At 71.4% G+C, this 26618-nt stretch carries 28 protein-coding genes and 1 pseudogene; 8 read left to right on the plus strand and 21 right to left on the minus strand.

The genetic code is table 11. The features are described from left to right. A partial coding sequence (locus VKG64_06020; protein HKB24596.1) for an ATP-binding protein occupies positions 1–990 on the plus strand: 990 nt, incomplete at its 5' end. Positions 991–1034: 44 nt separating this feature from the next. Here the strand turns inward: VKG64_06020 and VKG64_06025 are convergent. The 5 genes and pseudogenes from VKG64_06025 to VKG64_06045 form a co-directional block, all read right to left on the minus strand. Continuing rightward, entirely contained in the window at positions 1035–2072 is a 1038-nt protein-coding gene (locus VKG64_06025; protein HKB24597.1) for a hypothetical protein, read from the minus strand. Then, a complete protein-coding gene (locus VKG64_06030; GenBank protein HKB24598.1) occupies positions 2069–3019 on the minus strand; it encodes a VIT1/CCC1 transporter family protein in 951 nt (316 codons plus the stop codon). Before VKG64_06030 ends, VKG64_06025 begins: the two co-directional genes overlap by 4 nt. Beyond that, the gene (locus VKG64_06035; GenBank protein ID HKB24599.1) at positions 3016–4431 is read right to left on the minus strand and encodes a hypothetical protein; all 1416 of its coding nucleotides are present in this window, start codon (positions 4429–4431) and stop codon (positions 3016–3018) included. The genes VKG64_06030 and VKG64_06035 overlap by 4 nt, the downstream gene beginning before the upstream one ends. Continuing rightward, positions 4428–5444 carry an ABC transporter substrate-binding protein gene (locus VKG64_06040; protein HKB24600.1) on the minus strand — a complete coding sequence of 339 codons (1017 nt, stop codon included), beginning with the start codon at positions 5442–5444 and terminating at the stop codon, positions 4428–4430. The genes VKG64_06035 and VKG64_06040 overlap by 4 nt, the downstream gene beginning before the upstream one ends. Positions 5445–5454: 10 nt before the next feature. After that, positions 5455–8582: pseudogene (locus VKG64_06045) on the minus strand (efflux RND transporter permease subunit). A gap of 236 nt (positions 8583–8818) precedes the next feature. Here VKG64_06045 and VKG64_06050 point away from each other — a divergent pair. Further along, complete coding sequence (locus VKG64_06050) at positions 8819–9808, plus strand: ABC transporter substrate-binding protein (protein ID HKB24601.1); 990 nt, start codon at positions 8819–8821, stop codon at positions 9806–9808. On the opposite strand, the gene VKG64_06055 is transcribed toward VKG64_06050, so the two are convergent. From VKG64_06055 to hpnA, 3 genes are read right to left on the minus strand one after another with little or no spacing between them, the layout of a single operon-like run. Continuing rightward, positions 9786–10352, minus strand: coding sequence for a hypothetical protein (locus tag VKG64_06055; protein HKB24602.1), 567 nt, complete (start codon positions 10350–10352; stop codon positions 9786–9788). The two genes, VKG64_06050 and VKG64_06055, sit on opposite strands and share 23 nt — an antisense overlap. A gap of 48 nt (positions 10353–10400) precedes the next feature. After that, a complete protein-coding gene (locus tag VKG64_06060; protein HKB24603.1) occupies positions 10401–11801 on the minus strand; it encodes a cytochrome P450 in 1401 nt (466 codons plus the stop codon). Further along, positions 11798–12838, minus strand: a complete 1041-nt coding sequence (hpnA, locus tag VKG64_06065; GenBank protein ID HKB24604.1) for a hopanoid-associated sugar epimerase — start codon at positions 12836–12838, stop codon at positions 11798–11800. The genes VKG64_06060 and hpnA overlap by 4 nt, the downstream gene beginning before the upstream one ends. A gap of 47 nt (positions 12839–12885) precedes the next feature. Here hpnA and VKG64_06070 point away from each other — a divergent pair, with 47 nt between their 5' ends. From VKG64_06070 to VKG64_06080, 3 genes are all read left to right on the plus strand, one after another. Beyond that, the gene (locus VKG64_06070; protein ID HKB24605.1) at positions 12886–13518 is read left to right on the plus strand and encodes a VC0807 family protein; all 633 of its coding nucleotides are present in this window, start codon (positions 12886–12888) and stop codon (positions 13516–13518) included. A 166-nt stretch (positions 13519–13684) separates the two neighbouring features. Then, positions 13685–14869, plus strand: a complete 1185-nt coding sequence (locus VKG64_06075) for a GspE/PulE family protein (GenBank protein ID HKB24606.1) — start codon at positions 13685–13687, stop codon at positions 14867–14869. Beyond that, on the plus strand, positions 14866–15303 hold the full coding sequence (locus VKG64_06080) for a response regulator (protein HKB24607.1): 438 nt from the start codon (positions 14866–14868) through the stop codon (positions 15301–15303). Before VKG64_06075 ends, VKG64_06080 begins: the two co-directional genes overlap by 4 nt. Positions 15304–15334: 31 nt before the next feature. Here the strand turns inward: VKG64_06080 and VKG64_06085 are convergent, their stop codons facing one another. From VKG64_06085 to VKG64_06110, 6 genes are read right to left on the minus strand one after another with little or no spacing between them, the layout of a single operon-like run. After that, the gene (locus VKG64_06085) at positions 15335–15745 is read right to left on the minus strand and encodes a cupin domain-containing protein (GenBank protein ID HKB24608.1); all 411 of its coding nucleotides are present in this window, start codon (positions 15743–15745) and stop codon (positions 15335–15337) included. 14 nt (positions 15746–15759) lie between these two features. After that, positions 15760–16539 (minus strand): class II aldolase/adducin family protein, encoded by a 780-nt coding sequence (locus VKG64_06090; protein HKB24609.1) that lies wholly within the window; start codon positions 16537–16539, stop codon positions 15760–15762. Then, on the minus strand, positions 16502–16996 hold the full coding sequence (locus VKG64_06095) for a VanZ family protein (GenBank protein HKB24610.1): 495 nt from the start codon (positions 16994–16996) through the stop codon (positions 16502–16504). The genes VKG64_06090 and VKG64_06095 overlap by 38 nt, the downstream gene beginning before the upstream one ends. A gap of 55 nt (positions 16997–17051) precedes the next feature. Then, a complete protein-coding gene (locus VKG64_06100) occupies positions 17052–17564 on the minus strand; it encodes a 3-hydroxybutyryl-CoA dehydratase (protein ID HKB24611.1) in 513 nt (170 codons plus the stop codon). Between the two features lie 25 nt (positions 17565–17589). Then, on the minus strand, positions 17590–18363 hold the full coding sequence (locus tag VKG64_06105; protein HKB24612.1) for a cyclic nucleotide-binding domain-containing protein: 774 nt from the start codon (positions 18361–18363) through the stop codon (positions 17590–17592). Between the two features lie 26 nt (positions 18364–18389). Then, positions 18390–18719 carry a carboxymuconolactone decarboxylase family protein gene (locus tag VKG64_06110; GenBank protein HKB24613.1) on the minus strand — a complete coding sequence of 110 codons (330 nt, stop codon included), beginning with the start codon at positions 18717–18719 and terminating at the stop codon, positions 18390–18392. Positions 18720–18824: 105 nt separating this feature from the next. Here VKG64_06110 and VKG64_06115 point away from each other — a divergent pair, with 105 nt between their 5' ends. Further along, complete coding sequence (locus VKG64_06115) at positions 18825–19943, plus strand: 5-methyltetrahydropteroyltriglutamate--homocysteine S-methyltransferase (GenBank protein ID HKB24614.1); 1119 nt, start codon at positions 18825–18827, stop codon at positions 19941–19943. Positions 19944–19956: 13 nt separating this feature from the next. On the opposite strand, the gene VKG64_06120 is transcribed toward VKG64_06115, so the two are convergent. Then, positions 19957–20745 (minus strand): class I SAM-dependent methyltransferase, encoded by a 789-nt coding sequence (locus tag VKG64_06120; protein HKB24615.1) that lies wholly within the window; start codon positions 20743–20745, stop codon positions 19957–19959. A 60-nt stretch (positions 20746–20805) separates the two neighbouring features. Between VKG64_06120 and VKG64_06125 the strand changes: the two genes are divergently transcribed. After that, positions 20806–21693 (plus strand): hypothetical protein, encoded by an 888-nt coding sequence (locus VKG64_06125; protein ID HKB24616.1) that lies wholly within the window; start codon positions 20806–20808, stop codon positions 21691–21693. Here VKG64_06125 and VKG64_06130 read toward each other — a convergent pair whose 3' ends face one another. The 6 genes from VKG64_06130 to VKG64_06155 form a co-directional block, all read right to left on the minus strand. Then, positions 21694–22662, minus strand: coding sequence for an ABC transporter substrate-binding protein (locus tag VKG64_06130; protein ID HKB24617.1), 969 nt, complete (start codon positions 22660–22662; stop codon positions 21694–21696). A 9-nt stretch (positions 22663–22671) separates the two neighbouring features. Beyond that, on the minus strand, positions 22672–23391 hold the full coding sequence (locus VKG64_06135) for a cupin domain-containing protein (protein ID HKB24618.1): 720 nt from the start codon (positions 23389–23391) through the stop codon (positions 22672–22674). 11 nt (positions 23392–23402) lie between these two features. Next, positions 23403–24350 (minus strand): catechol 1,2-dioxygenase, encoded by a 948-nt coding sequence (locus tag VKG64_06140; GenBank protein HKB24619.1) that lies wholly within the window; start codon positions 24348–24350, stop codon positions 23403–23405. A 110-nt stretch (positions 24351–24460) separates the two neighbouring features. Then, a complete protein-coding gene (locus VKG64_06145; protein HKB24620.1) occupies positions 24461–25321 on the minus strand; it encodes a phosphate/phosphite/phosphonate ABC transporter substrate-binding protein in 861 nt (286 codons plus the stop codon). Continuing rightward, positions 25318–25962 carry an ABC transporter substrate-binding protein gene (locus VKG64_06150; protein HKB24621.1) on the minus strand — a complete coding sequence of 215 codons (645 nt, stop codon included), beginning with the start codon at positions 25960–25962 and terminating at the stop codon, positions 25318–25320. Before VKG64_06150 ends, VKG64_06145 begins: the two co-directional genes overlap by 4 nt. Further along, positions 25959–26183 carry a hypothetical protein gene (locus VKG64_06155; protein ID HKB24622.1) on the minus strand — a complete coding sequence of 75 codons (225 nt, stop codon included), beginning with the start codon at positions 26181–26183 and terminating at the stop codon, positions 25959–25961. The genes VKG64_06150 and VKG64_06155 overlap by 4 nt, the downstream gene beginning before the upstream one ends. Positions 26184–26316: 133 nt before the next feature. Between VKG64_06155 and VKG64_06160 the strand changes: the two genes are divergently transcribed. Beyond that, on the plus strand, positions 26317–26618 hold a 302-nt coding region (locus VKG64_06160), incomplete at its 3' end, for an LLM class flavin-dependent oxidoreductase (protein HKB24623.1).

The following is a 26618-nucleotide window of genomic DNA, read 5'->3' on the forward strand; positions in this document are numbered from 1 at the left end:
GCGAACCTGACGCGCCAGCTCCTGGCGTTCAGCCGCAAGCAGACGCTCGCGCCGCGGGTCCTGAACCTCAACGCGGTCGTCACCACCGTCACCGCCATGCTCCGGCGCCTCATCGGCGAGAACATCGAGCTCGCCGTCGCGCTCGATCCCCGGCTCGGCCAGGTCCGGGCCGATCCCGGACAGCTCGAGCAGGTGATCGTCAATCTCGCCGTGAACGCGCGGGACGCGATGCCCTTCGGCGGCCGGCTGACCGTCGAGACGGGCAACGTCGAGCTGGACGACGCGTTCGTTCGGGTCCGCCCCGGCTCGACCGCGGGAAACCACGTGCGGCTCCGGGTCACCGATACCGGCGTCGGCATGGACGAGGAGACGCGCGAGCGCGTCTTCGAGCCCTTCTTCACGACGAAGGGGCCCGACCAGGGCACGGGGCTCGGGCTGTCCACGGTCTACGGTATCGTCAAGCAGCACGACGGGTACGTCGCGGTGGAGAGCGCGCCCGGGCGCGGGGCGGCGTTCACGATCTACCTGCCGCGGATCGACGCGCCCGCCGATGTGATGCGCGACAGCGCCGCGCCGGGCGCCCTGCCGGGCGGTGACGCGACGATCCTGGTCGTCGAGGACGAGGACGAGGTCCGGCGCCTGGTGCGCCAGGTCCTGGGCGGTCTCGGCTACGAGGTGCTCACGGCGCGCGACGGGGCCGAGGCGCTCGAGCTCGGCCGGCGCTTCCGCGGCCCGATCCATCTCCTGCTGACCGACCTCGTCATGCCCGGCCTCACCGGCCGCGAGCTGGCCGACCGCCTGCGGGCGGCGCGGCCCGGCGTGAAGACGCTCTTCATGTCGGGCTACGCCGAGCAGGCCGTCGACCCCGACGACCTGCTCGAGAAGCCCTTCGCGCCGGACGCCCTCGCCCGCCGGGTGGCCGCGGCGCTCCACCCGACCGCGATCAGAGTCGCAGACTCTTCAACACCTGCTCCCGCGCGAACAGGGTGACGATCGGCGCGGAACCGATCGTCCTCTCACCGCGACACGCGCCCTCACGGTTCCCGGGACCGCGCGTGGGCATCGAACGGCCCCGACACGCGCAGGACCTCGTTGGTCTGGAACGCGCTGCGCCGGATCACGACGACGAAGAGGTCGCCGGCGATCCCCGCCCGACGCGTCTCCGGCGTGACCGGCGCCCACGCGAGGCCGCGGGGCGCGTCGCCGTCGGTGAAGCTCGCGAGCTCGATCCTCCTCGCCGCGGCGTCCAGGACGAAGAGCGTGGCCGCGCGCCGGTCGGCGACGACGATCCAGCCCGCCGGGCTCGCGGCGATCGCGGTGGGGACGGGGCCCCGCAGGACGACGCCCAGCGCGCCCCCAGGCCCGACCCTCAGGAGCTCGCCGGTCCCCTGCTGCCACGGCGCCTCCGCGGTGCCGTCGGCTGCGATCCAGACGTGATCGCCCTCGCCCGTGGCGACGAGCCGCGGCCGGCTGACCGCGACCCAGCGCGGGTCGAGGACGCGGCCGGCGGGATCGAGCTTCACGACGGCGCCCCGCGCCCGGTCCGCGACGTAGACGTTGCCCGCGGCGTCCACCGCCGCGCCCTCGGGCTGCGTCAGGAGCGGCGGGGCGCCGGCGGGCGGGGTGCCGCCCGCGAACAGCTCCGCGCGCCCATCGAGCATCCGGTAGAGGGCGCCGAGCTTGCGGTCACGATCGTAGGTCGTGACGAGGAGCTCGCGGCCGGCGCGCACCGCGCCCACCTGCGCGTTGAGGAGGGGCGGGCCGTGGAAGAAGCGCGCCTCGGTCCGCGGCGTGAGGCGCGCGCCGCCCACCGGGATCCGGTAGATCGGCCAGAGGTCGTCCGCCTCGCCGCCGAAGTAGCGGCGGCCGGTGCGCGCGAGATAGAGGTTGCCGGTCTCGTCGAGCGCGAGCGTGGACATGGACGGCAGGCCGGCGAGGCCGCCGCCCGCGCTCACGTCGAAGCCCTCGCCCGTGACGTAGACCTGCGCGGTGAAGCCCGGCGGGAGCTGCATCTCCGCGAGCGCGGGCGCGGGGACCAGGGCGAGCGCGGCCAGCGCGAGGGCGCGCCTCATACCGCGACGCCCCAGAGCGTCCTCGTGAGGAGGCCGATCGCGTAGGTGACGACGACGGCGGCGGTGATGATCACGAGGTTCGTGAGGATCCGGCGCCTGACGTCCATGCCGGAGAGGAACGCGAGGAGCGAGGAAATGATGATGATCATCACGCCCCCGGTGAGGATCGACGGCATCGCGGTCGCCGCGCCGAAGGCCACCGGCAGCACCGGGACCAGCGCGCCCACGAAGTAGCTCGCGCCGACGACGACCGCCGACCCGAGCGACGTCGCGCCCGTCTCCTCCACGTCCCCGCCCTCGCCGAGGAACCGGCGGCGCGCGGCCTCGACCCGCTCCACCTCCTGCTCGGAGCTCGAGGCGACGTAGGCGCCGGCGCCCATCGAGAGCGCCCCCGCCACGGCCACCGTGGAGCCCGCGATCAGCACGGTCGCCGCGTCGCCGAACGCGCCGAAGAACCCGCTCACCGCGCCCAGGATCTCCACGAGGCCGTCGTTCAGGCCGAGGAAGATGTCGCGGACGCGCCGCGGGCTGATCCGCCGCTCCCCCTCGCCCATCACCACCGCGTCCTCGTGCTTGAACTCGTCCTCGAGGACCTCGTGGACGGCGCCGCCGAGCGGCCCGCCCTCGTAGCGGCGCCAGACGGTGAGGTACTTGCGCACGCCGTGGACCTCGATCGCCTCGAGGACGAGGTGGATCGCCGGCGCGCCGAAGAGGCGGCACACGCCGACGAGGAGGGCGAGCTTCAGGCGGCGGCCGAGGTCGAGCTTCGCCGGGGCCAGGTCGAAGAAGTCCTGCCAGAACTTGACGTGCCGTGTCTCGACCGCGATCAGCTCGTCGAGCGTCCGCCGGAGGTCGCCGCGCGCGGTGTCGCGCAGCGCCGTGTACAGCGAGAGGTCGAACACCTCGTCGAGGACGAGCCGGCGCGCGAGCTTCGCGTCGGCCGTCACCAGCTCCCCGGGACCGGCTCGACGATGTGCAGGCCCGTGTTGGCCCGGTCGACGAGGTAGACGAAGCCGCGCTCGTCCACCTCGACGTTGTTCGTCTGGATCGCCGTCTTGCAGCGGTCGCGGCCGCCGACCTTGACGCAGCGCGGGTCGGTGTTCGCCGTGGTCGCCGGGATGAAGAAGCCGGCCTCACGCGGGTGGAACGGGTCCCGGATATCCACGGCGCGCACGCCGGCGTTGAAGTACGCGAGGAACACGAGCTTGCCGTAGTAGACCGCCGCGAACGACTCGTTGGACGAGTGCGGGCCGAAGCGGCCGCCGCGGTTGCAGAAGTCGCCGGGCGCCGCGGGCACCTGGAAGGTGGCGACGGAGAAGGGCCTGGACGGCGTCGTCACGTCCACGAGGAACGTGAGCTGGCGCGCCTCCTGGCACTCGTTCCGGAGCGACTCCGACACGAGCACGACGAAGTCGCGCAGCGCGCCGCGCGCGTTGCCGGCGAAGTCGCGCACGGCCACGCCCAGGACGGGGAAGCTCGTGTGGCCGCCCCAGTCGGGCGCCATGTCAAGCCGGCCGATCTGCGGGTACAGGAGGTTCTCGCGCGTGGGCGCGAACGGGTCGGGTGCCTGGGGGTCTCCCGTGAGGAGCTTCGCGCGGTCCACGATCTGGAGCACGCCCTTCGCCCCGGTGCCATAGGCGAAGTAGACGCGGCCCCGGAAGGCGATGGGCCCGTGGACGCCCTCGGGCGCCTCGCCCGTCGCGCCCGGCTCCTGGCCCGGCAGCCCGAAGTCGCGGATGAAGCGCGGGCGGCGCGGATCGGCGAGGTCGAAGATCTTCGTCATCCGGTTCGTGCGCCAGCCCTGCGGGCGACCGTCGGAGACGAGGTAGGCGATGCCGGTGTCGCACTCCCACCAGTTCTTGTGCGTCTCGCCGAGGCCGCTGACCACCGTCGTCAGGAGCGACGGCCGGTCGGGGTCGCTCACGTCCCAGACCTCGTGCGCGAGCTTGCCGAGGGTGCGCAGGAGGTACGTCTTCGCCGGATCGCCCTTCGGGAGCGTCCGGCCGTCGCACACGCGCACCATCGCGGCGCCGCCCGCCTCGGCCTCGCCCGGCGCGCCCGGGATGTGATGGAGGTACCGCGGGTTCCGCGGGTCCGTCACGTCCACGATCGACGTCCCGTTCAGCTCGTCGCGGCCCGTGAGCGGATTGGGCTTGAGCCCGCCGTGATGGCCGACGTAGGCGATCCAGCGCTCGCCCTGCCTCACGGCGAGGGGCTGGTAGGCCGAGCGGGCCTGGAGGTCGTGGGTGCCGACGAGCCGCATGTTCCGGCTCTCCGCGGTCGGCGCCTGCGCGGCGCCCGGCGCGACCGCGGCGAGCAGCAGGCATCCGGCGAGGGTCGCGCGGCCCGGCGCCGTCATTCGACGACGCGATCGGCGCGCACGAGCAGCGACGGCGGGAGCGTGAGCCCGAGCGCCTTCGCGGTCTTCACGTTGATCACGAGCTCGAACTTCGTAGGCTCCTCGACGGGAAGATCGGCGGGCCGGGCGCCTCTCAGGATCTTGTCGATGTAGACGCCCGCCCGGCGCGCGAGGTCCGCGGCGTTGGTCCCGTAAGACATGAGGCCGCCCGCGTCTACGGCCTGCTGCACGATGCCCTCGAACACCGCCGGGAGCCGGTGCGTCAGCGTGAACTCCACGAGGCGCGGCAGGTCACGGTCGGTGATGGGACCGAAGAGCACGACGAGGCCGCCCGGCCGCTCGCGGCGTATCGCGGCGAACGCGGCGGCGAAGTCCTGGGGCCCCTCGGCCCGGAGCGACTGGATCGTCACGCCGAGCGTCGGCGCCGCGACCTCGATCTCCTTGAACCCCAGCGCCATGGACCTGAACGTCGCGTTCCAGAGCACCGCGACGCGGCTGAGCTTCGGGACCGCCTCCTGGAGAAGCTGGACGCGCTTGGCGCTGAGCTCGGCGAAGTTGACGCCGAGTCCCGTGACGTTCCCACCCGGCCGCGCGAGGCTCGCGACGAGCCCGGTCGCGACCGGGTCGGCGGCCTGGAGCATCACGATGGGGATCGTGCTCGTCGCCGCCTTGGCCACGAGCGTGGACTGCGTGGCCGTCGTGACGATCACGTCCACCTTCAGCGCCACCAGCTCCGCGGCGAGCTCTGGAAGGCGCTCCGGTCGGCCGCCGGCACCGCGGAACTCGATCAGGACGTCGCGCCCGACGACCCAGCCGTGCTCGCGCAGCCCCTCGACCAGCGCCCGGTCGATCGCGCGGGTCTCCGGATCGAACTTCGACCCGAGCCCGGTGAGGACGCCGATCCGCATCGGTCGTCTGGTCGACTGCGCGTCCGTGGCGCGCGGCGCGAGCACGAGACCCAGCGTGGCGCCGAGGAGGAAGGCGCGGCGGCTCGTCGGACGGCCCTGCGGCATCGCGGCCGGACTATAGCACAGCGTCCGGCGCCGGGGCCGCGTCCTCGCCGCGTGGCTCGTCGAGCCGCCGCGGGAAGCGCTCCTCGAGCATGACGTAGAGGGTCGGGATGAGCACGAGCGTGAAGAACGTCGAGACGAGGAGGCCGCCGATCACCGCGATCGCCAGCGGCTGGTTCGCCTCGGTGCCGACGCCGAGCGCGAGGGCCATCGGCAGGAGCCCGACCACCGTCGCGAGGACCGTCATGAGGATGGGCCGGAGGCGGATGCGTCCGGCGCGCGGGACCGCGACGAGGAGCGGCTCGCCGCGCCGCCGGCGCTCGTTGATGTACTCGACGAGGAGCACGCCGTTCGAGACCACGATGCCGACCATCATGATGATCCCCATGAAGGACGTCGTCGAGAGCGTCGTGTTCGTGAGGTAGAGCGCCCAGAAGACGCCGATGAGCCCCATCGGCACCGAGAACATGATCGTGAACGGGTCCTTGAGCGACTTGAACTGGGAGGCGAGGACCATGTAGACGAGGATGACCGCGAGGATCGAGGTGAAGTAGAGGCTCGAGAAGGACTCGCGCTGCTGCTCGGTCTGGCCGCCGAGGCGGATCGTGAAGCCCGCGGGCAGCGGCAGCGCGCGGAACTGGGCCTCGAGGTCGGCCGAGATCGAGCCGAGGTCGCGCCCCACCGCGTTGGCCGCCATGCGCACGAGCCGCTGCTGGTACTTCCGCTCGATCTCCGCGGGACCCGCTCCCGGCTTGATCTCGGCGAGCGTGGACAGGAGCACGGGGCGGCCGTCGGCGGTGGTCACGAACAGGCGCCCGAGGTCGTCGGGCGTCCGGCGGTACGGCTCGTCGAGCTGGACGACGACGTTGTACTGGTTGCCCGTGCGCGGGTCGGTGAAGAGGGACGGGTTGATGCTGACGTTGGAGTTCAGGGAGAAGAGCGCGGCGCGCGCGATGTCGAGCTGGGAGAGGCGGGCGAACGCGGCCTTCTCGCGGTCCACGGTGATCACGAACTCCGGGTAGTTCGGGTCGCGGCTGATCGTGACGTCGCTGACGCCCTCGGTGCCCTGCATGATGCGGGCGACCTCCTGCGACACGAGGTTCGCCGTGGCGAGGTCGTAGCCGAGGACCTCCACCTCGAGCGCCGTCTCGGCGCCGAAGTTGATGGTCCGGGCGACCAGCCCGCCGGTGACGAACCGGTACGTCGTCCCCGGGAACCGCCCCGCGAACCGGGGCCGCAGCGCTTCCACGATCTCGCGGTCGCTCCGCGCCCGCTTGTCGGCCGACGCGAGGTAGGCCTGGACCGTCGCGCTGTGCGGCCCGGTGTTCGGCGTGAAGATCGCCGACTGCCCCTGCGGGATGCCGACGTTCGACACGATCGAGACCAGCTCGCCGAGGCGCAGCGCCGCGTGGATGATCGACTCCATCTCCTTCGCGATCCGCTCGGTCTCCTCCACCCGCGTGCCGATCGGCGCCTTGAGGTCGACCCGGAACTGCGCCTCGTCGGACGGCGGGAAGAACTCGGTGCCGATCAGCGGCCGGAGGCCGAAGACGGGCGCGGCGACGAGGAAGAGGCTGCCGACGAACGCCACGGCGACGGACCCGACGACGAGGGCCCGGTGGCCGAGCGCCCACTCGATGAGCCGCTGGTAGAGCGTCTCCATGCCCTCGAAGAAGCGGACGGAGACGCGGAACACCCGGTCCGTGACCCGCCGCGAGAGGGGATCGATCGGCCGCTCGGGCTGGAGCACGCGCAGGGCGAGCAGCGGGGTCACGGTCCGCGAGACCAGGAACGAGGCGAAGAGCGAGATCGAGATCGTGAAGGTGAGCGGGATGAACAGGAGCTTGATCTGGCCCTCGAGGAAGACCGTCGGCACGAACACGATGATCGTCGTGATCGTCGCCGAGAAGATCGGCATCGCGACCTCGCGCGCCGCGTCGAGGACGGCCTTCCGCCGCGGCGTGCCCGGGATGTTCAGGTGCCGGTTGATGTTCTCGAGCTCGACGATGGAGTCGTCCACGAGCCGGCCGACGGCGAGGGCCAGGCCGCCGAGGGTGAAGACGTTGAGCGTCTGGCCCAGGAAGTACATGCAGATGAACGACAGCAGGATCGAGAGCGGGATCGCGATGGAGATGATCAGCGTCGAGGTCAGCGAGCGCAGAAGACGAGGATCACGAGGAAGGCCAGCGTCGAGCCCTGGAGCGCCTCGTGCCAGAGGCTCTCGATCGCCTGGCGGATGTAGATCGACTGGTCCAGGGTCACGCCGATCTTCACGCCCGGCGGCACGCCGATGAGCTTCGGCAGGAGCATCCGCACCTGGTCCACCACCGCGATCGTGTTGGCGCCGGGCTGCTTGTTGACGTTCAGCACGACGCCGCGCTCGGCGTCGATGCGCACGATCGAGGTCTGCGTCTCGTAGGAGTCGTCCACGCGCCCGATGTCCTTGATGTGGATGGGCGTCAGGTTCGGGCCGACGTTCCGGACGACGATGTCCTCCATCGGCTGGACGAGCTTGAACTGGTTGTTCGTGTAGAGGTTATAGTCCCGCCGGCCCGACTTCATGTCGCCGGCGGGCAGGAGGAAGTTCGCGTCGTTCACCACCCGCACGACGTCGAGGATCGAGAGCCCCTTGGCGTAGAGCTGGTCGCGGTTCAGGTTCACCGTGATCTGGCGGACCCGCCCGCCGTCCACCGAGGCCGACGCCACGCCGCCCAGGCGCTCGAGCTGGGGCTCGATCGTGTTGTACGCGAGGTCGTAGAGCTGCCGCTCGTCGAGCCCGCCGCCGGACGCCGTGACCAGCACGACCGGCAGATTCGAGAGGTCGAACCGCACGATGAACGGCTGCTTGATGCCGGTCGGCAGCGAGTTGAGGATCTGCTGGATCCGCTGGATCACCTCGGTCTGGCCGTTGTTCACGTCGGCGCCCCAGTTCATCCAGACGCGCACCGTCGAGAGGCCCTGGCGCGACTTGGACTCCACGAACTTCACGTCGCTGACGGCGCTGACGGCCTTCTCGATCGGGTACGTCACCGTGCGCTCGATGTCGAGCACGCCGGCGCCGGTGTAGATCGTCCCGATGTTGATGATCGGCAGGTTGATGTTCGGGAAGAGATCGACCGGCAGGCGGCCGAGCGCGACCAGGCCTGAGGATGGCGGCGCCGACCGACGCCATCAGCACGGCGATCGCGTTCCGCAGCGCGACGAGCGTGAGCCACATGTCAGGCGGGGCGGGCCCGAGGCACGGCGGAGGTGCTGGGCTCGGCCATGGTCGTCGGCGCCACGCCGGGCGAGCGTACCGCCGAGTCTCCGGGGGGTCAAGAACGCCCCACGCAGAAAAAGCTCGTGAAAAGCGGGGCCGCCGGGCTATCAAGGTCCTCATGACCAGGCGCGTCCCGGCCGCGGCCCTCGCCCTCCTGCTCGCCGCCTGCGGCGACGTCTGGGCCGGGCCCCCGACGGAGACCCTCCGCGACGCGTTCGCGGCGGTGAACTATTTGCTCCAGGACCTGCAACTCCAGGAGAACTCCGACGAACGGCTGGCCGAGATCCGCGGCGTCGTCGGCGACCACTTCGACCTCCGGGAGGCGGCGCGCCTGGCCCTCGGGCGCGAGTGGGAGACGAGGACGCCGGCGGAGCGCGACGAGTTCGTGCAGCTCTACGCGGATCTCCTGAGGCACGCCTATTTCTCCGGGATCGCGGCGCGCGCCCGGGTGCAGGGCGGCCTGGTCGTCAACTACCGCGACGAGACCATCGAGGGCGACCGCGCGGCCGTCGTGACGACGGTCGTCGGTCGCGACGGCGGCGAGATCCCGGTCGAGTACCGGATGCGGAAGGACGGCGACCGCTGGCTGGTGTACGACGTCGTGATCGCCGGCGTGAGCCTCGCGGCGAACTATCGCGCGCAGTTCGCCCGGGTCATCCGGAGCTCGTCATACCCCGAGCTCGTCGCGCGGGTGAGGGCGAAGACCGCCGAGGTGCCGGGCGTCCCGGTCGCCGCCGAGCCCGCCGTCCAGGAGGCCGGGCCCCCGGCCCCGGTCCCGCGGCTCGAGGTCGAGCGCGAGCCGGCGCCCGCCGCGCCCGAGCTGCCGGCGAGCCCGCCGCCGGCGCCGCCCGCGCGCGTAGTCACGTCGTTCTACTGGATCCAGGTCGGCGCCTTCAGGAACGCGGAGACAGCGGTGCGGCTCGCGACCCGCCTGCTGCTGCAGGACCTCCCGGTCTCGCTCGACGCGGTCGCCGTCCCCGCCGGTCAGCCGGGGACGCTGGCGCGCGTGCGCGTCGGCCCGTTCGGCGACGAGGCCGGGGCGGCGGCGACGCTCCGCAGCCTCCGGACGCCGGGCGCCCACCCGTTCATCGCGCGCGAATCCGACTAGCCTTTTGCCCGCGCGGCCGTGTCGCGTCCCTCCGGACGAGCGCCGGATAGACGATGTCGTCGCCGTGCTCGAACATCCACCGCATCTCGTCCTCGCTCATGGCCTCGGGCTTCGTCCCCTTGGCTGCGCACAGGAGCTCGACGAGGATCTGGCGCTTCACCTCGGACGCGTAGGTGGTCACGCGGTGGTAGCACTCGGACACGGTGCGGCCGAGCACCGTGATGCCGTGACGCTTCATCACGAGGCAGTTGGTGCCCTGGATGAAGGTCGGGTGGATCACGCAGCCGACGTCCGGCCGCAATCGCAGGATCTCGCGGTTCATCTGGTGGCCGACGCTGGTGGCCCGGGCGCCGTGGAGGACACGTCCGTCGGGGTGCTTCGGATGCTCGACGCGGATCACCATGCCGCCGAGCGTGCTCTGCACGTAGCCGCGCGCGGCCAGCATGTGGGCGGAGCGGACGTACGTCTCCCCGATCTTGCGGTCGAAGACGACGGAGGGATCGGGAGCGTGCTCGTTGACGGCGTAGCGCGCGGGATCGGTCATGGCGTCCGTCCCGGCCCGAATTGGCTGCATCGTAGCACGCGCTCCGGCTCAGGCCGGCGGATCGAGGGCGCGCGGGCCGACGCCCCCCGTCGGACGGAGCGCCAGCGTCACACCGTGACGCGGCCGAAGCGTGATGCCCGGCTCGGGCTCGACGCGCCCGCCGGGTGCTGCCGTGAGCTCGTACCGCTGCGCCACCATCGCGACGATGATCTGCATCTCGATCAGCGCCAGCGCGCTCCCGATGCACGCGCGCGGTCCGCCGCCGAACGGGAAGTAGGCGAAGCGCGCGCGGCCGGCCGAGCGTTCGGGCGCGAACCGTCCGGGATCGAAGCGCTCCGGATCGTCCCAGAAGAGGGGGTGGCGGTGCGTGACGAACGGGCTGAGGAGCACGATCGCGCCCGCGGGAATGCGGTAGCCGCCGAGGTCGAGATGGTCCGCGGTCGTCCGGGCCGTCACCCACGTGGGCGGGTAGAGGCGAAGCGCCTCTTCGATCACCATCCGCGTATGCGGGAGGGCGGAGAGATCCTCGGCGCCCGGCGTCCGCGTCGCGAGCACCGCGTGGACTTCCTCGCCGAGCCGCCGCCGCGTTCCCGGATCCTGCGACAGCAGGTGCCAGACCCAGGCGAGGCCGGCCGCGGTCGTCGTGTGCCCGGCGACGAAGAGCGCCTTGACCTCGTCGCGGAGCTCCGCCGGGCTCAGCGCGCCGCCGCGCTCCTCGCCCCGCGCCTCCAGCAGCACCGACAAGAGGCCGCCGTCGGCGTGACCGCCGCGACGGCCCTCGGCCACGCGGCGCGACACGAACGCGTCGAGCGTCGCGAGCGCGCGCGCGTAGCGGGGCGCGCGCGTGACGGTGAAGCGTTCGAGCCAGCCGAGAGGGCTCCAGAGCCCGCGGTTCACGTGCTCGACTGCGAGGGTGAGCGCCTGCCCGACCTCACGAGCCTCGTGCTCCGGCACGTCGCCGAACACGAGGCGGAGGAGGATCGCGCGGGTCACCTCCGTCATCTCGGCGAACGCGTCGAGCGGGGCGTCCGGCTCGGCGCGGCCTCGCCAGCGCTCGAGCATCGCGCCGGCGACCTCGACGATCGCGGGAACGGCGGCCGTCAGCCGCTGGGGCTGGAAGGCCGGCCGCATCAGCCGGCGCCGCCGGCGCCACTCGTCGCCGTCCACCGTCGTCAGGCTGTCGCCGAAGAGCGGCCTGATCCGCCCGGCCGACGGGTGCTTGCGCAGGAGGCCGCTCGTCTCCTGCAGCACGTGCCCGACGAGGTCGGGGTGGCTCACGAGATAGACGCGATGGGTGCCGAGCGGCAGCGCGACGACGTCGCCGTACGTCCGCGCGCTCTCGAGAAAGAACCGCAGGGGATCCCGCCGCGCGCGGGGGAAGACGCCCACGAGCGGGTAGGCGCGCGGGCCCGGAGGCGCTCCGGGGGCGACCGCGGCCGCGCGCGTCATCGGGAGGCCGCCGCGCGGGGCGCGGCGTCAGTCCCGCGGGCCCCGGGCGGCGGAGGGGCGTAGGCGTGGACGACGAACCAGTCGACCGCGTCGCCGAGGGCCCGCTCGATCGGCGTCTGGGGAATGCCGAGCTCTCTCACCGCCTTCGCGGCGTCGAAGTACATGTGCTTCCGCGCCATCCGCACGCCGGTGAGCGGCACGCGCGGCGGCTTCCCCGTGAGCCGCGCCACACCCTCCAGGCAGAGCGCGACGAGCCAGATCAGGGAGTACGGGACGCGAACGCGCGGCGCGGGCAGCCCCGTGATCCGCGCGAGCATCGCGAAGATCTCGGCGAGGGAGCAGTTCCGATGGCCGAGGATGTACTTCTCGCCCACGCGTCCCTTCTGCGCGGCGAGGATGTGCCCGCGGGCCACGTCTGCCACGTGGACGAGGTTCAGCCCGGTGTCGAGCGTTCCGAACATCCGTCCCTCGAGGAAGTCCACCACCATCTGCCCCGTCGGCGTCGGCTTCACGTCCCACGGCCCGATGGGGTTCGACGGGTTGACGATCACGACGGGCAGGCCGCGCGCGGCGTACTCCTCGGCGATCCGCTCCGCGAGGAACTTGGAGCGCTTGTACGCGCCGATCATGTCGCCGAGGCCCACGGGCGTCGTCTCCGTCCCGGACCGCATATCTTTTGGTATCCCGAGCGCGCCGACGCTCGAGGTGTGGACCACGCGCTCGACGCGCGCCGCCGCGCACGCCTCCAGGACGTTGCGGGTGCCGTCCACGTTGGCGCGATAGAGCGTGGCGGGATCCGGGACCCAGAGGCGGTAGTCGGCGGCGACGTGGTAGACGACGCGGCAGCCCGCGACGGCGCGCCTCAGCGAGGCCGGATCGCCGAGGTCGCCCGACACGACGTCCACCGCGCATCCCGCGAGGGCCTTCCGGTCGCTCCCCTCGCGCGCGAGCACGCGGACGCCGTATCCGTCGGCGAGGAGGGCCCGCACGACGTTCGCGCCCACGAAACCGGTTCCGCCGGTGACCAGGACATCCATACCGCGGGCGAGCGCGCCCTGAATCCGTAGGGTACCATCGGGGAACCATGGCGCCGGCTCCGCGCGTCTCCCTCCGCGCGCTCTTGCTGGGCACGGGGCCGCGCTTCGCGCGCGATGCGCTCGGCCCGGTGCTCGTCTTCTACCTCGGCTGGCGCCTGGTGGGGCTCACGGCCGGGATCCTCGGCGCCACGGCCCTGGCGCTCGGCGTCTACGTGTGGGAGCGCAGGCAGGACCGCTCGGGCCTCGGCGCGGCGCTCGGCTTCGGCATCGCGCTCACCCAGGCGGTCGTCGGGCTCCTGTCCGGCAGCGCCATCGCGTACTTCGCCCCGCCGGTCGTCATCAACGCGATCTACGGGCTCGCCTTCATCGTGTCCGTGCTCGTCCGCCGGCCGCTGGCCGGCGTGTTCGCCCAGGAGACCTACCCCTTCCCGCCGGAGGTCAGGGCCTCGGCGACGTTCCGCCGCGTCTTCTCGAGGGTCTCGCTCGTGTGGGGCGTCTACCTCCTGCTGCGTAGCGCCCTCCGGCTCCAGGCGCTCGCGTGGGGCAACGTGGAGCTCTTCCTCGCGATCAGCGTCGCGACGGGATTACCCCTGACGGCGGCGCTCATGACGTGGTCCGTCTGGTACGGCCTGCGCGGGTTCAGGCGCAGCGAGGAGTGGGGCTGGGCCCTCCGGGGCTGATCGAAAAGGCTACTCAGCGCCCGTCGCCTTTGCTAGGATCGTTGTCTACCATGTCGCTCTGCCAGCCGAGCCCTCTTCCCGCGGACGGCCGTTGAGCTCATCGCCGACCCCGCTATTTCCGGAAGCGTCGCGCGTCTCGCCCACCGCGAAGGTGGGCGCGAAGACGGTGAAACACCGCCACGAGGCGGCCGCGGTCCCGGACCTCGTCGACAGCATCATCCAGCAGGGGCTCGCGCGGCGGGCGAGCGACATCCACCTGGAGTCCGCCGAGAAGGGCCTGCTCGTCCGCTTCCGCGTGGACGGCATGCTCCAGGACGTGTGCGAGCTGCCGGCGGAGTCCCGGGCTGCCGTCATCGCGCGGATCAAGATCATGAGCGGCATGGACATCACCGAGCACCGCCTGCCGCAGGACGGCCGCATCAAGATCCGCGAGAAGGTCCGCTCCGTAGATATCCGGATCTCGTCGCTGCCCTCGCTCTACGGCGAGAAGATCGTGATGCGCCTGCTCGACCTGGACAACACGGCGCTGCCGCTCACCTCCACGGGGCTCGCCGAGGACAACCTGAAGGAGATGGCCCGCCTGATCCGTCGCCCCCAGGGCGTCATCTTCGTCACGGGACCGACGGGCAGCGGCAAGACCTCGACGCTCTACGCCTGCCTGAACGACATCGTGTCCGAGACGATCAACATCGTGACGATCGAGGACCCCATCGAGTACGAGATGCCGCGCGCGACCCAGATCGGGGTGAACGACCGCATCGGGCTCACGTTCGCCAGCTGCCTGCGCTCGGTCCTGCGTCAGGATCCCGACGTCATCCTCGTCGGGGAGGTCCGCGACGTCGAGACGGCCCGGATCGCCATGCAGGCGTCGCTGACGGGGCACCTGGTCTTCGCCACGCTGCACACCAACGACGCGATCGGGGCGATCACGCGGTTGCTCGACATGGAGGTCCCGCCGTACCTCATCGCGTCCTCCGTGAACGGCATCCTCGCCCAGCGTCTCGTCCGCGTCCTGTGCCCGGTCTGCAAGCAGCGCGTCGATCCGGACGGCGCGGTGCGGGAGCAGCTCCGGTTCGACGCCGCCGTGAAGTTCTCGCGCGCGCCGGGCTGCGAGTTCTGCCGCGGCGCCGGGATCGCGGGCCGCACCGGCATCTTCGAGCTCGTGACCGTCACGACGAACATGCGCCAGCTCATCACGAGCCGCGGGACCGAGGCGGCGCTCCGCGAGGCGACGCGGTCGGTGGGCTCGCGGTCGCTCTTCCAGGACGGGCTGCGGAAGGTCCTCAGCCACGCGGTCGCGTACGAGGAGCTCCTGCGGGTGGCCGAGCCCGACGAGGCGCCGTCAGCGTGACGCCGCGGGCCGCCCCGCGCGTGGAGGCGAACAGCGTCTTCATCGTCGAGGACGAGGCGCCCATCCGGGGTGTCCTGACGGAGGCGCTGGAGCAGAACGGCTACCGCGCGGTGGGATTCGGCGACGGCGCCAGCGCGCTGAAGCGGCTCCAGGACACGCTCCCGGACCTCATCCTCCTCGACATGCGCATGCCGGAGATGGACGGGTTCGAGTTCCTCAAGCGGCTCCGCGCCAACTCCGCCAGCGCCGGCGTCCCCGTGATCATCGTGTCGGGCCTCGGCGAGGACCTGCTGAAGGCGATCGACGCGCGGGCGGCCGAGAAGCTCGGCGTCGCCGGCATCTTCGCGAAGCCGTTCGACCTCCCGACCCTGCTCCGCTACGTGCAGGGGACGATCGCGCGGAACCGGGACGCCGCCAAGCGGACCGCGTCCTGACCGACCGCCGGCCCCGGGCGCCCGCCCGAGGTCAGGGAGCGAGAATCCGATAGCCCCGCGCGTCGCTCTGGCCGCCGTCCCTGTAATGGACGACGCGCGTGGGCGAGGCGTGGGTCCCGAGCAGGCGCAGCACCCGGTCGCCCACCACGCGGAAGCTGTGCGGGGTCTCGGGCGGGAGCGCCAGCGTGTCGCCCTTCTCGAGGACGACCGCGCGGTCCTCCTGGCCCTCGATCCAGGCTTCGGCGGTCCCGTCGAGGATGTGCAGGATCTCGACGTACGGGTGGGAGTGCATCGGGGCGACGTACCCGGGCTGCGCGGTCTGGATCCCGGTGCGGAGCGGCGTCGTGCCCGCGTCGTCGCCGATGATCGGCTGGTAGTGGGACAGCGAGCCGAAGCTGACGCGCTCCGCGTCGGCGAGCCGGACGACCGTGGGTTCCTTCATGGCGCCGTCCCCCCTCAGCTGCGGTACGTCGAATCGACGCGATCGAGCCGCCGGAGCAGCCCGGGCCAGACGAGCCGGCCCCGGCTGCCGCGCGGCCGCCCCGCCGTCATGACCTGGGCGTAGGCGCTCTCGATGATCTCCTTGGGCACCGGGATCAGCTCCCCGCCCCCCGCCTGCGCGCGCACCTGGATCGCGCACGACGCTTCCAGGTAGTACATGGCGACGAACGCGTCGGCGACCGTCTCGCCCACGGTCAGGAGGCCGTGGTTGCGCAGGATCAGCGACGTGTTGTCGCCGAGGTCCGCGACGAGCCGCGGCTTCTCGTCGTCCCGCAGCGCCGGGCCCTCGAAGTCGTGGTACCCGAGGCTCGCGAGCACGGAGATCGCGTGCTGCGAGATGGGCAAGAGCCCCGCCCGCTGCGCCGACACGGCGACGCCGTTGAGGGTGTGGGTGTGGAGCACGCACCGGGCGTCGTGCCGCGCGGCGTGGATGGCGCTGTGAATGACGAAGCCCGCGGGGTTCACCGGAAACGGCGAGTCCGCCACCTTGTTGCCCTGAAGATCGATCTTGACCAGGCTCGACGCGGTGATCTCGTCGAAGAACACGCCGTACGGGTTGATGAGGAACTGGTCCTCGCTGCCCGGCACCCGCGCCGTGATGTGCGTGAAGACCAGGTCCTCCCAGCCGTAGCGCGCCACGAGCCGGTAGCAGGCGGCCAGATCCACGCGCACGGCCCACTCGTCGGGCGGGACCCTGTCACGGAGCGACGGAACGTCGAGCGTCGAGGCGGTCATCGTGGCTCCTCCCTTGTGGCCCAGACAGTATCACACCGCCCGCCAGCCGCCGCGCCCGCAACACGATCAGCATGCCGAGCGCGCCGGCCGCGTCGATGACGAGGTCGCGTGCGCTACCCGTGCGGGCCGGGAGCATGGCCTGGTGGGCCTCGTCGACGAACGCGCACAGGAGGCACACGCCGAGGGCGATCCAGGCCGCGGCGCGGGGCGTCTGCCGGGCCCGCGCGAGGAGCGCCCGGAACCAGAGCAGCGCGAGGACGGCGTACTCGGTCAGATGGCACACCTTGCGCAGCACCATGTGGATCGCCTCGAGCGTGGCGACGGGCACGCCGGGCAGGACGGCCTTCAGGACGGGCAGGACGAACGTGGCGGTCTCGCGGGCGGCAAAGGACGCCGAGCCGAGCACGAGGACGAGCGCCACCCAGAGCACGGGTAGCGCATAGCGAAGCGAGATCATCTACCCAGAGGCTACCAGACCCTCCAAGCGGGTCCGCGCGGCGGCGCGGCCCGCGTCAGGACGGGCGAGGCGTGACGTGGCCGCAGCGCCCGCAGGTCCGGTGGGACTCCGTGCCGTAGAACTCCTCGTACACGCCGGACACCGGGTCCTCGCGGTAGTCGGCCACCTGCCGGACGGCTTCGTAGAGCGGCGCCCCGCAGGTCGAGCAGTACCAGAAGAAGCGGTCGCGCTCGTCCGGTCGCCGCCCCCGCTCCAGCACGAGCACGCACGCGTCGGGCGCGAACCGCGGCGAGTGCGGCGTGAACGCCGGACAGTGGATGATCTCACCCTCGCGGACCACCGCGACCTTCTCCTCGCCCGCGCCGGTGAGGTAGTGCAGCTCCATGTCGCCCTTGACCATGTACATGACCTCGTCGCTCGGATCGACGTGAAACTCGCTCCGGTGCGCGCGGCCACGCGCGACGAAGGCGATCGAGCCGGGCGTCTGCCAGAGGATGCTCACCGGCTTGGGCGATGTCCCGATCGCTTCCGCGATCCGTCCGAGGTCCACGGCGTGCAGCTCACTCATCGCTCGTCCCTCCCACCGCGGACGGTCACTCGAAGTCCGCGTCGAGGCCGGTGGCCTCCAGGCCCCACCGCGTCACCTCGGCCACGAGATCGTCGGTCCGGCTCAAGCGCCGGCTGAACTCGCGCACCATCGCGGCGAAGAACGCGAGGCCGGCGCCCGGGCTCCGCTCGACGATGAACCGCAGGCTCTCCTGGTCCAGCTCCAGCACGACCGCGTCGGCCTCGGCGCGGGCCGTCGCCGAGCGGTGCAGCCCTCCGAAGACGTTCATCTCTCCGAAGAAGTCGCCGGGGCCGATCACCGTCAGCACGTTCTCGATCCGCCCGGTGACGTCCTTGGAGATGACGATCCGGCCCTGGTAGACGACGAACATCTCCTTGCCGTGGTCACCCTCCTGGAACAGGGTCTGCGCCTCCCGGAGTCTGCGGACGCTCATGCGTTCGGCCAGCAGGCCGATCTCTTCCGGCGAGAACTCCCTGAACAGGGAGACTCCCGCCAGGAAGGCGCGCGTGTCGGCGGGAGCCGGCTCGACGGGCGCGCCCGCCGCGCGGGCGAGCGCCGGCGGCGACGGCGCGCCCGGCTTGACGATGGCGAAGCCGAGCGTGGCCAGCTCCTCGTCGGGTGGCCGCACGCGGCGGTCCGCCTGCCGGCGCTCGGTGTCGAGTCGCGCGGCGGTGCGACGACGCGCCTGCAGGCGGCGGTCCAGGATCACCTGCACGTTCTCGAGGTCCGCGCAGATCCGCCTGAGCCGTTCGTAGACCTCGGGCCGCGCCCGCTCGACGACGAAGAGGAGGTCATCCATGGCAGGCCCTCGTCACCCCGCCCGGGCTAGGCGTTGTCGAAGAGCTTCACCGCCAGCGCCCCGTGGGTCACGGCCGCGCCGGCCCGCAGCGCGGCGGCCAGCAGCGCGGCTTCGGCCACCTCCTCGCGCGTCGCCCCCGCCCGCTTGGCGGCCCGACTGTGCACGTCGAGGCAGTACGGGCACTGGGTCGTACACGCGACCGCGAGCGCGATCAGCTCGCGATACTTCCGCGGAATCGCGCCGCCGTCCCGGCCGACCACCGCGTCCAGCTCCACGAAGCCCTTGAACTCGGCCGGCGCCAGCTTCTTGAACTCCCCGAGGATCTTCAGATCGTCCGAGTCGTGATAGTGACTCATCCCCTCCCCCTTCCTACATCCAGCGTTTCGGGTCCCCCCGGCGCCCCCGCCTTGACCGGGTCGCGCTCGCCGGAGCAGTATCGCTCCGTGGAGGGAGGAAGCGCCATGGCCATCTCGAGACCTCCGTTCCGGGCCGATCACGTCGGGAGCCTGCTGCGCCCGCCCGCGCTGAAGGCGCTCCGGGCCAGGGTCGAGTCCGGGCAGGCCGGCGGCGACGAGCTGCCTCGCGCCGAGGACGCCGCGATCCGCGACGTGGTCCGGCTGCAGGAAGAGGTCGGCCTTCACGGCGTCACCGATGGCGAGCTGCGCCGCAAGTCCTGGCACATGGACTTCCTGCTCCGGCTCGGCGGCCTCGCGAGCAGCGGCAAGACCCTGCCGGTCGCGTTTCACGGCCCCAAGGGCGAGGTGCACTTCACCCGTCCCGATCTGCGCATCGCCGCGCGTGTCAGCCGGCCGACGCCGATCTTCGTCGAGCCCTTCACGTTCCTCAGGTCGGTGGTCACGCGCACGCCGAAGCTGACGATCCCGTCGCCGTGCATGCTGTACTCGCAGGTCGGGCGCGCCAACATCGACGCCATGGTCTATCCCGACCTCGATGCCTTCGTCGAGGACACCGCCGCCGCCTATCGCGCCGAGATCGCGGACCTCTACGCCGCCGGGTGCCGCTATCTGCAGCTCGACGACGTGAGCCTCGCGTACCTCTGCGACGAGGAGCTGCGCGCGCAGAACCGGGCGCGCGGCGAGGACCCCGACGCCCAGCTCCGGCTCTCGGTCAAGCTGATCCAGGCCACGCTCCGCGACCGCCCGAAGGACCTGACCGTCTGCACCCACCTGTGTCGCGGCAATTTCCGCTCCGGGTGGCGCGCCCAGGGCGGCTACGCGAGGGTCGCGGACGTCATCTTCCACGAGCTGCCGTACGACGGCTTCTTCCTCGAGTTCGACGACGCCCGCGCGGGCGATTTCTCGCCGCTGCGGCACGTGCCGAAGCACGTGCGCGTGGTGCTGGGACTGGTCACGACGAAGGCGGGGGCGCTCGAGAAGAAGGACGACCTCAGGCGGCGTCTCGACGAGGCGGCGAAGCACATCCCCCTCGAGCAGCTCTGCGTGAGCCCGCAATGCGGGTTCTCCTCGACGGTCGAGGGCAACGCGATCGCGACCGATCAGCAGAAGGCGAAGCTCGCGCTCTGCGTCGAGCTGGCCCAGGACGTGTGGGGCGGCCTCTAGCGCGGGACCGCGTTCAGACGGCGCCCCGCGTTCCCGGCCGCCCGCCGGGCGTGAGCACCCAGAGGAGCTGTTCGGCGTCGCCGCGCGCCCGGCGGCCGCGGTAGCCGGCGAAGACGGCCTCCACCCCGAGCCCGTGCCGGCGGAACATCGCCCGCAGCTCCCCGGCGTGCCAGTACCGCCGCCGGATGGTGAACCGGCGGTGCCGCACCCGGCCGTCCGGACCTTCCAGCCTGAACAGATGGCGCCGCGTCTCGAGCTGCCGCCGGGTGTCGATGGCGTAGACATTCCAGCCGCGGATCCGTGCCCCGCCGGCGTCGCGGCGGTCGAGCTTCAGCACGGGGCCGCTCGGGCAGGCCGCGATGCGGGCGAGCGGGATGAAGACGTCGATCAGCAGGCGGCCGCCGGGCGTCAGGTGGGCCGCCAGCCGGCGCAGCACGGCCTCACGGACGCGCGCGCTCAGCAGATAGTTGAAGGTGTAGAAGGGCACGAGGATGAGGTCCGAGCGCAGGCCGAGCCCCAGGCGGGCGGCGTCGGCCCGGACGACGCGCACGCGCGCCCGGACGGCCGGCCGCTCGCGCCGCAGCCGCGCGGTGAGCCGCGCCAGCATCGCGCGCGACACGTCCATCGCCACCACCGCGTGGCCGGCGCGGGCCAGCGGGATCGTCAGGCGCCCCGAGCCTGCGCCGATCTCGATGAGGGGCGTGCGCGCCCGGCGAGCATACCGGAGGTAGACGGGCAGATCGGCCGCGAACCCGCCGACGTAGAGATCGTAGAAGGGGGCGAAGTCGCGGTAGACGTCCATCGCGCTCGCCCGATAGTAGCGCGTCTTGACAGATGGCGCGGCGACCCCTACCGTTTGCCTGTGATGAGACCGCGCCTGCTTGCGACCGCCGGGCTCGCGCTGTGCCTGGGCCTGACGTGGGCCGGCCGGAGCGAGGGGCAGACCGCCGTTCCCCCGACCGATCCGGCCCACACCCCGCTCTACGCCGGGATCGGGCTCAGCGACGCCTGGTGGGAATTCTCTCTCGACAGCCGGATCGGGTACCCCGAGGGCCGCCTGCGGGTCGGGGAGAACGGCGGGCACGCCACGCACCTGCGGCTCCACGAGGATCTCGGTATCACGATGTCGGAGGCGCTGGAGGCGAGCGTGGCGTTCCGCTTCACGCAGCGCGACGCGGTCCGCCTGACGGGTCTCTACTACTTCCTCGAGGGCAACAGCAGATTTCTCGGCCAGCCGGTCTCGTACAACGGCGACACCTTCGGTCCGGGCAAGGTACACACGAACGCCGACTTCTATCGACTGAGCCTGGCCTACGAGCGCCTCCTGGCGAGCGGGCTCGGGATGTTCGTGACGGGCACCGGCGGACTCACGTACGTGCACCTCGACCCGGAGCTGACCCAGAGGGGGCACCGAAACTCCGAGGACTTCTATCGCCAGGAGCTTCCGGTGCCGATCCTCGGGCTAAGGATCGACGTCCCCCTGGACCAGCGCTTCGGCGCCCGCGGGTACGTCTCGGGCGGGGGCCTGCCCCGCGTGGACAGCCTCCGCAAGGAGGGCGGGACCATCTACCTCTCGCAGATCCACGTCGACGGCGGCATCGCGCTCACGTACGCGGTCACCCGGGCGATGCTGCTCGAGGCGGGCTACAACTTCACCTACTTCTTCCAGCACGAGAAGAGCCGCGAGGACGACAACTCCTTCGAGCTGAACGACAACGGCGTCCGGGTGCGGCTCAGCATCGCGTTCTGATCATTCGATCACCTGATCCGCCCGCAGCAGGAGCGATGGCGGGATCACGAGCCCGATCGCCTTCGCGGTCTTCGCGTTGATGACCAGCTCGAACTTGGTCGGCTGCTCGACCGGCAGATCGGCGGGCTTCGCGCCTCTGAGGATCTTGTCGACGTACGTGGCGGCGCGCCGGTAGAGCTCGCCGAGATCGGGCCCGTAGAACATCAGGCCGCCGGCCTGGACGTAGTCGCTGGTCTCGAAGATCGCAGGAAGTCGAAGCTTGAGCGCGGAGTCAGCGATCAGCGCGCGATGCCGCACCGTGAACGGGTCGCGCAGCACGACCATCGCCGTGACGCGTTCCTTCGCGATCGTGGTGAAGGCCTCCTCGAAGTCCCTGGGCTCCTTGACTTCCAGCGAGAGGACCCGGAGCCCGAGCGCCTGCGCCGCCGCCTGCGTCTCCTGGAAGGTGAAGGGCGTGTTCGGATGGAGCGGATGCCAGAGGACGGCCACCCGGCCGAGCCGCGGGAGCAGGTCTTTCAGCAGCTGCAACCGCTTCCCCGACAGCTCCGGCGAGATCTGCGTCAGTCCCGTGATGTTGCCGCCGGGCCGGGCGAGGCTCACGACGAACCCTTCGCGCACGGCGTCGCCGCTGTTCGTCATCACGATGGGGATCGTGCTCGTCGCGTTCTTCGCGGCCAGGATGCCCTCGGAGCCCCCGGCGAGTATGACGTCGACCCGCGATTTGACCAGCTCGGCCGCCATCCCGGGCAGCTGGTCCCTCGACTCGGCGAAGCGGTACGCGATCGTCAGGTTCCTGCCCTCGTCGTAGCCGAGGTCCTTCAGGCCCTGACGCAGCGCCGCGAGGAACGGCGACGAGACGTTCGTGGTCGAGCTCGAGATGAACCCGAGCCGCACGCGGGGCGTTTCCTGCGCCTCGGTCGCGAGCGGCGCGGCGAGAAGGGCGACGAGGAGGAGGACGCGGACGGTCACGGGCTGACGTCAGCCCCGGACGGTCGTGTACGTGTGCGGGATGTGGAACTCGAGGAAGCTCACGCCCTCGCCCTCCGCGACGCGCAGCCCGTGGCGGTCGCCCATCGGGATGCACGTCGCCTGACCGCGCTGCGTCACCACGTCCGCGCCGTTCATGGTGAAGCGCGTCTTGCCGGACAGGAAGACGAACATGCTCTCGGCGTCCGGGTGCATGTGGAGCGACGTCACCGTGTCGCGCACGTACTGCACGATCATCGCGTGGGCCCGCTCGGAGCGCCACGCCTCCTCGCCGACGAAATAGATGCGGCGCTTCTTCTCCTCGGGCACGTCGTGCGCCGGCGTCGTCGCGCGCGCGGCCACGGCGAGGCCGCCGGCGAACCCCGCGCGGGCGGCGGCGCGCCCGGGCGGGGGCGCCAGCACGCTGATCAGCGTCGCCTCGACGCGGCTCGCGTTGGCCACGGTGAGCTCCGTGCCCTCCTGGATCGCCGCGAACGACTCCTCGGCCATCGCCCGCGACGTGCCGCGCGCGCCCACCGTCACCGCGCCGGCCAGCGTGAACACGTAGCGGTCCGTGCCGGCCGGCACCGACTCGGTCAGCTTCGCCCCCGGCGCGAGCCGGATCGCCTCGCCGGCCATCTCCTTCATCTCGCCGCCGGTGATCGCGGCGCGCTTCACGCCGGCGGCGGTCTCACGGTACGGCAGGTCCGCGAAAGTCACGAGCCTCGCCATGATCGCTCCCTCTACGGGCAGACCCGCTGGATGAACCTTTCCGGCGGCCGCTCGCCCCACTGCGAGACGAGCCCCTCTTCCGCCGAGAGCAGGTTCGAGCCGTTCTTCACGTTCAGCCGGTCGGTGTCCGACCAGTGCTCGTGCACGCGGCCCCACGGGTCCGCCCAGTAGTCGTAGATCTGGCTTCCCAGGAGGTGCCGGCCGATCCCCCACATGTGCTCGTACTTGCCGAGGCGCGTCAGGTATTCGTGGCCCGTGAAGACGTCGTCGATGTCCGCGACCTCGAACGACAGGTGGTTGAGCCCGGCCTTCTCGTTCCGGATGCAGAAGAACACGTGATGGTCGACGTACTGGGCGCCGCGGTCGCACCGGTTGAACGACCCGATGATGTTGTCCTTGCTGCCGGCGTACACGTCGTCCGAGCAGATGAACCCGAGCGTCTCGCGGAACCACCGCGCCGTGTCGCGCACGTTGGGCGCCGCCATCACCCCGTGGCCGATCCGCTTCACCCGTGACGCGCCCGTGTGGATCCGCATCAGCACGCCGGCCCGCTTCAGCGCGTCCTGGCCCAGGTTCAGCGGCTGGCGCTTCACCGGGACCGGCTTGAGCTTCTTGATTCCGTGGACGACCTCGATCTGGTAGCCGTTCGGCTCCCGCAGCCGCACCCGCTTGCCGCCGCCGGGCTCGTCGATCTCCTCCACCGCCGACGCCCCGGGCGCCCTCGCGACGCGCTTCAGGTCGTCCGCGCTCGCCGCGTAGTACGCGAACCCCACGAAGCCGGGCTCGCCCTTCTCCGTCACGTGGAGGTGGTGGGCGGAATCCGTCCCGCGCATGTAGAGCGCGTTCTTCGTCCGCTCCGCCTTCACCATCCCGAAGTGGGTCAGGAACTCCTCCGCCACGTCCAGGTCCGGCGCCCGCAGGCGCCCGTACGCGAGGTCCGTCACCTTGATGAGTGCCATGGTCTTCTCCCGGTGTCGTCGAGCCAAGTCTCCCACGTGAGCCACGCCAGGGAGCCTATCGCACACGGGGCGGCTGGACAAATGAACGCCGGCGCCCGCGCGTGGGCGCCCTACATGCCGGCGATCTTCGCGGTCCGGCGCACCACGTCGAAGACGCTGTCGTCGGCGACGACGTGGCCGGTGAGCTTCTTCGTGCTGTGCGCGATGACCCGGCGGCCCGCCTCGGACTTGTCCAGGTCTACCAGCGCGGTCTGGAGCTTCCTGACGAGCGTGTCGTCCAGCCCGAGGCGCACCGCGATCGCGTCATGGGGGATCGGGTCGGTGCTCGACAGGACGACGAGGACGTCCGTGGCCACCCCCTTGGCCTTGGCGACCCCGAGGGCACCGTCATAGATCGCGCCCGCATCGACGCGCCCGTCGAGGACGGCGGCGATGACCTTGTCGTGACCACCCGCGAAGATCGTCTCCTTGAAGTACCGCTCCGGCGTGACGCCCTTCTCGACGAGCATCGCGCGTGGGTAGACGTAGCCCGAGGCGGACTTGGGATCGACGAAGGCGAAGCGCTTCCCCTCCAGGTCCCCCACGGTCCTGACGCCGCTGTCCTTCCTGGCGATGATCAGCCCGCGGTAGGTGGCGGAGCGATCCAGGATCGACTGCGCGATGATGCGGATCTTTCCCCCGCGCTGGGCGTCCACGTACGCGAAGGGCGAGAAGCTCCCGACGTCCACCGCGCCGCTCTCCATCTGCGTCCGCAGGTCGCCGTAGTCCTTGGCGATGTAGAGGCCGACCTTCCGCGCGAGGACGTCCGACAGGTAGGTCATCAGCGGCTCGAACTCCGCCCGCATCTCGGCCTCGCCGAGGACGGGTGTGAATCCGAACTTCAGCTCCTGCGCCTGCGGCGACGGCGCGAGCGCGATCGAGGCGGTCAGCAGAATCGACAGCGTCAGTCCGGTCCTGGCCCAGCCTCTCATGAGGACACCTCCGTGGGTCGCTCGACCAGCTGATCCGCCCGCCGCAGCAGTGATTGCGGGAGCGTCAGCCCCAGCGCCTTCGCGGTCTTCATATTGATGACCAGCTGGAAGTTGGTCGGCTGTTCGACGGGGAGGTCGCCCGGCTTCGCGCCCTTCAGGATCTTGTCGACGTAGAACGCGGTGCGCTGGGCCATGGACAAGAGGCTCGGCCCGTAGGACAAGAGACAGCCCGAGTCGGTGAACTCCCGTAGCTCGCACATCATGGACAGCCGATGCTTCGTCGCGAGGTCCGAGACGACGCGGCCCGCGGACGCCGAGATCACGGGATCGGTGAGGAGCGTGATCGCCTGGACCTGCTTGTCGAGCATGGCCCCGAAGGCGCGCTCGACGTCGGCCACCGACCGTACTTCGAAGGACCGGGGCGGCTCGAGCTTCAGCGCCCTCGCCGCCGCCTGTGCCGCCTCAAGGTCAGGGTGCCCACCCGGATTGTCCGGGTTCCAGAGGACCGCCACGCGCGAGGCCGCCGGGACGGCCTCCTTGAGGATCTCCAGCCGCTTCGCGACGAGATCGCGGGAGAGGAACGTCATGCCGGTGACGTTCCCTCCGGGACGCGCGAGGCTCGCGGCGAGCCCGCTTCTCACCGGATCGCCGGCGGCCACCATGACGATGGGGATCGTCGTGGTGGCGCGCCGTGCGGCATGGATCGCGCCTCGACGTAGGCTTGCGCGAACGCGGCGGGTCCTCCCCACAGCACGCCGACGCGAGGCACCTTGCCGGCCTGCTGCGCCCGCGCCGCCGGCGGCGCGATGAGGAAGCCCCAAACGAGGAGCGCGCAGAGCACCGTGTGGCGAGAACGGATCATGCCGGGCCTCCCGCGATCTGAGCCGGTTCAGGTTGAGGCCACCGAGATTAGCCGGACGGCTAAAGGGGGTCAAGGATCCGCGTCGCCTCAAAATGATGATTACCGGAGAAGGCGCGGTGCTAGGGTGCGGCGTATGGCGGCGCAGGCACGCTTCGGCATCGTCTTCCTGCCCGAGTCGCTCACGGCGTTCGGCGCGCTCTGCCGCGACGCGGAGGGCCACGGATTCGACTGGCTCGGCGTCGCGGATTCGCAGTCGGTGTTCCGCGAGCTGTACGTGGCCCTCGCGCTGGCCGCCCTCAACACCTCGCGGGCGCGGGTCGGCCCGCTCGTCACCAACCCGCTGACGCGCCACCTCGTGGTCACGGCCAGCGCCATCGCGAGCGTGGACGAGCTGTCGGGCGGCCGGGCCGTTCTCGGCATCGGCTCGGGCGACAG

The sequence above is a fragment of the Candidatus Methylomirabilota bacterium genome (genome assembly GCA_035260325.1).
Lineage (GTDB): Bacteria > Methylomirabilota > Methylomirabilia > Rokubacteriales > CSP1-6 > AR19.

What these genes read in the sequence shown, in the direction of transcription:
- VKG64_06025 (HKB24597.1), bottom strand. Translation starts at nt 2,072, where the DNA reads ATGAGGCGCGCCCTCGCGCTGGCCGCGCTCGCCCTGGTCCCCGCGCCC.
- VKG64_06035 (HKB24599.1), bottom strand. Translation starts at nt 4,431, where the DNA reads ATGACGGCGCCGGGCCGCGCGACCCTCGCCGGATGCCTGCTGCTCGCC.
- VKG64_06040 (HKB24600.1), bottom strand. Translation starts at nt 5,444, where the DNA reads ATGCCGCAGGGCCGTCCGACGAGCCGCCGCGCCTTCCTCCTCGGCGCC.
- VKG64_06050 (HKB24601.1), top strand. Translation starts at nt 8,819, where the DNA reads ATGACCAGGCGCGTCCCGGCCGCGGCCCTCGCCCTCCTGCTCGCCGCC.
- VKG64_06055 (HKB24602.1), bottom strand. Translation starts at nt 10,352, where the DNA reads ATGACCGATCCCGCGCGCTACGCCGTCAACGAGCACGCTCCCGATCCC.
- VKG64_06060 (HKB24603.1), bottom strand. Translation starts at nt 11,801, where the DNA reads ATGACGCGCGCGGCCGCGGTCGCCCCCGGAGCGCCTCCGGGCCCGCGC.
- hpnA (HKB24604.1), bottom strand. Translation starts at nt 12,838, where the DNA reads ATGGATGTCCTGGTCACCGGCGGAACCGGTTTCGTGGGCGCGAACGTC.
- VKG64_06070 (HKB24605.1), top strand. Translation starts at nt 12,886, where the DNA reads ATGGCGCCGGCTCCGCGCGTCTCCCTCCGCGCGCTCTTGCTGGGCACG.
- VKG64_06085 (HKB24608.1), bottom strand. Translation starts at nt 15,745, where the DNA reads ATGAAGGAACCCACGGTCGTCCGGCTCGCCGACGCGGAGCGCGTCAGC.
- VKG64_06090 (HKB24609.1), bottom strand. Translation starts at nt 16,539, where the DNA reads ATGACCGCCTCGACGCTCGACGTTCCGTCGCTCCGTGACAGGGTCCCG.
- VKG64_06095 (HKB24610.1), bottom strand. Translation starts at nt 16,996, where the DNA reads ATGATCTCGCTTCGCTATGCGCTACCCGTGCTCTGGGTGGCGCTCGTC.
- VKG64_06100 (HKB24611.1), bottom strand. Translation starts at nt 17,564, where the DNA reads ATGAGTGAGCTGCACGCCGTGGACCTCGGACGGATCGCGGAAGCGATC.
- VKG64_06105 (HKB24612.1), bottom strand. Translation starts at nt 18,363, where the DNA reads ATGGATGACCTCCTCTTCGTCGTCGAGCGGGCGCGGCCCGAGGTCTAC.
- VKG64_06110 (HKB24613.1), bottom strand. Translation starts at nt 18,719, where the DNA reads ATGAGTCACTATCACGACTCGGACGATCTGAAGATCCTCGGGGAGTTC.
- VKG64_06115 (HKB24614.1), top strand. Translation starts at nt 18,825, where the DNA reads ATGGCCATCTCGAGACCTCCGTTCCGGGCCGATCACGTCGGGAGCCTG.
- VKG64_06120 (HKB24615.1), bottom strand. Translation starts at nt 20,745, where the DNA reads ATGGACGTCTACCGCGACTTCGCCCCCTTCTACGATCTCTACGTCGGC.
- VKG64_06135 (HKB24618.1), bottom strand. Translation starts at nt 23,391, where the DNA reads ATGGCGAGGCTCGTGACTTTCGCGGACCTGCCGTACCGTGAGACCGCC.
- VKG64_06140 (HKB24619.1), bottom strand. Translation starts at nt 24,350, where the DNA reads ATGGCACTCATCAAGGTGACGGACCTCGCGTACGGGCGCCTGCGGGCG.
- VKG64_06145 (HKB24620.1), bottom strand. Translation starts at nt 25,321, where the DNA reads ATGAGAGGCTGGGCCAGGACCGGACTGACGCTGTCGATTCTGCTGACC.
- VKG64_06155 (HKB24622.1), bottom strand. Translation starts at nt 26,183, where the DNA reads ATGATCCGTTCTCGCCACACGGTGCTCTGCGCGCTCCTCGTTTGGGGC.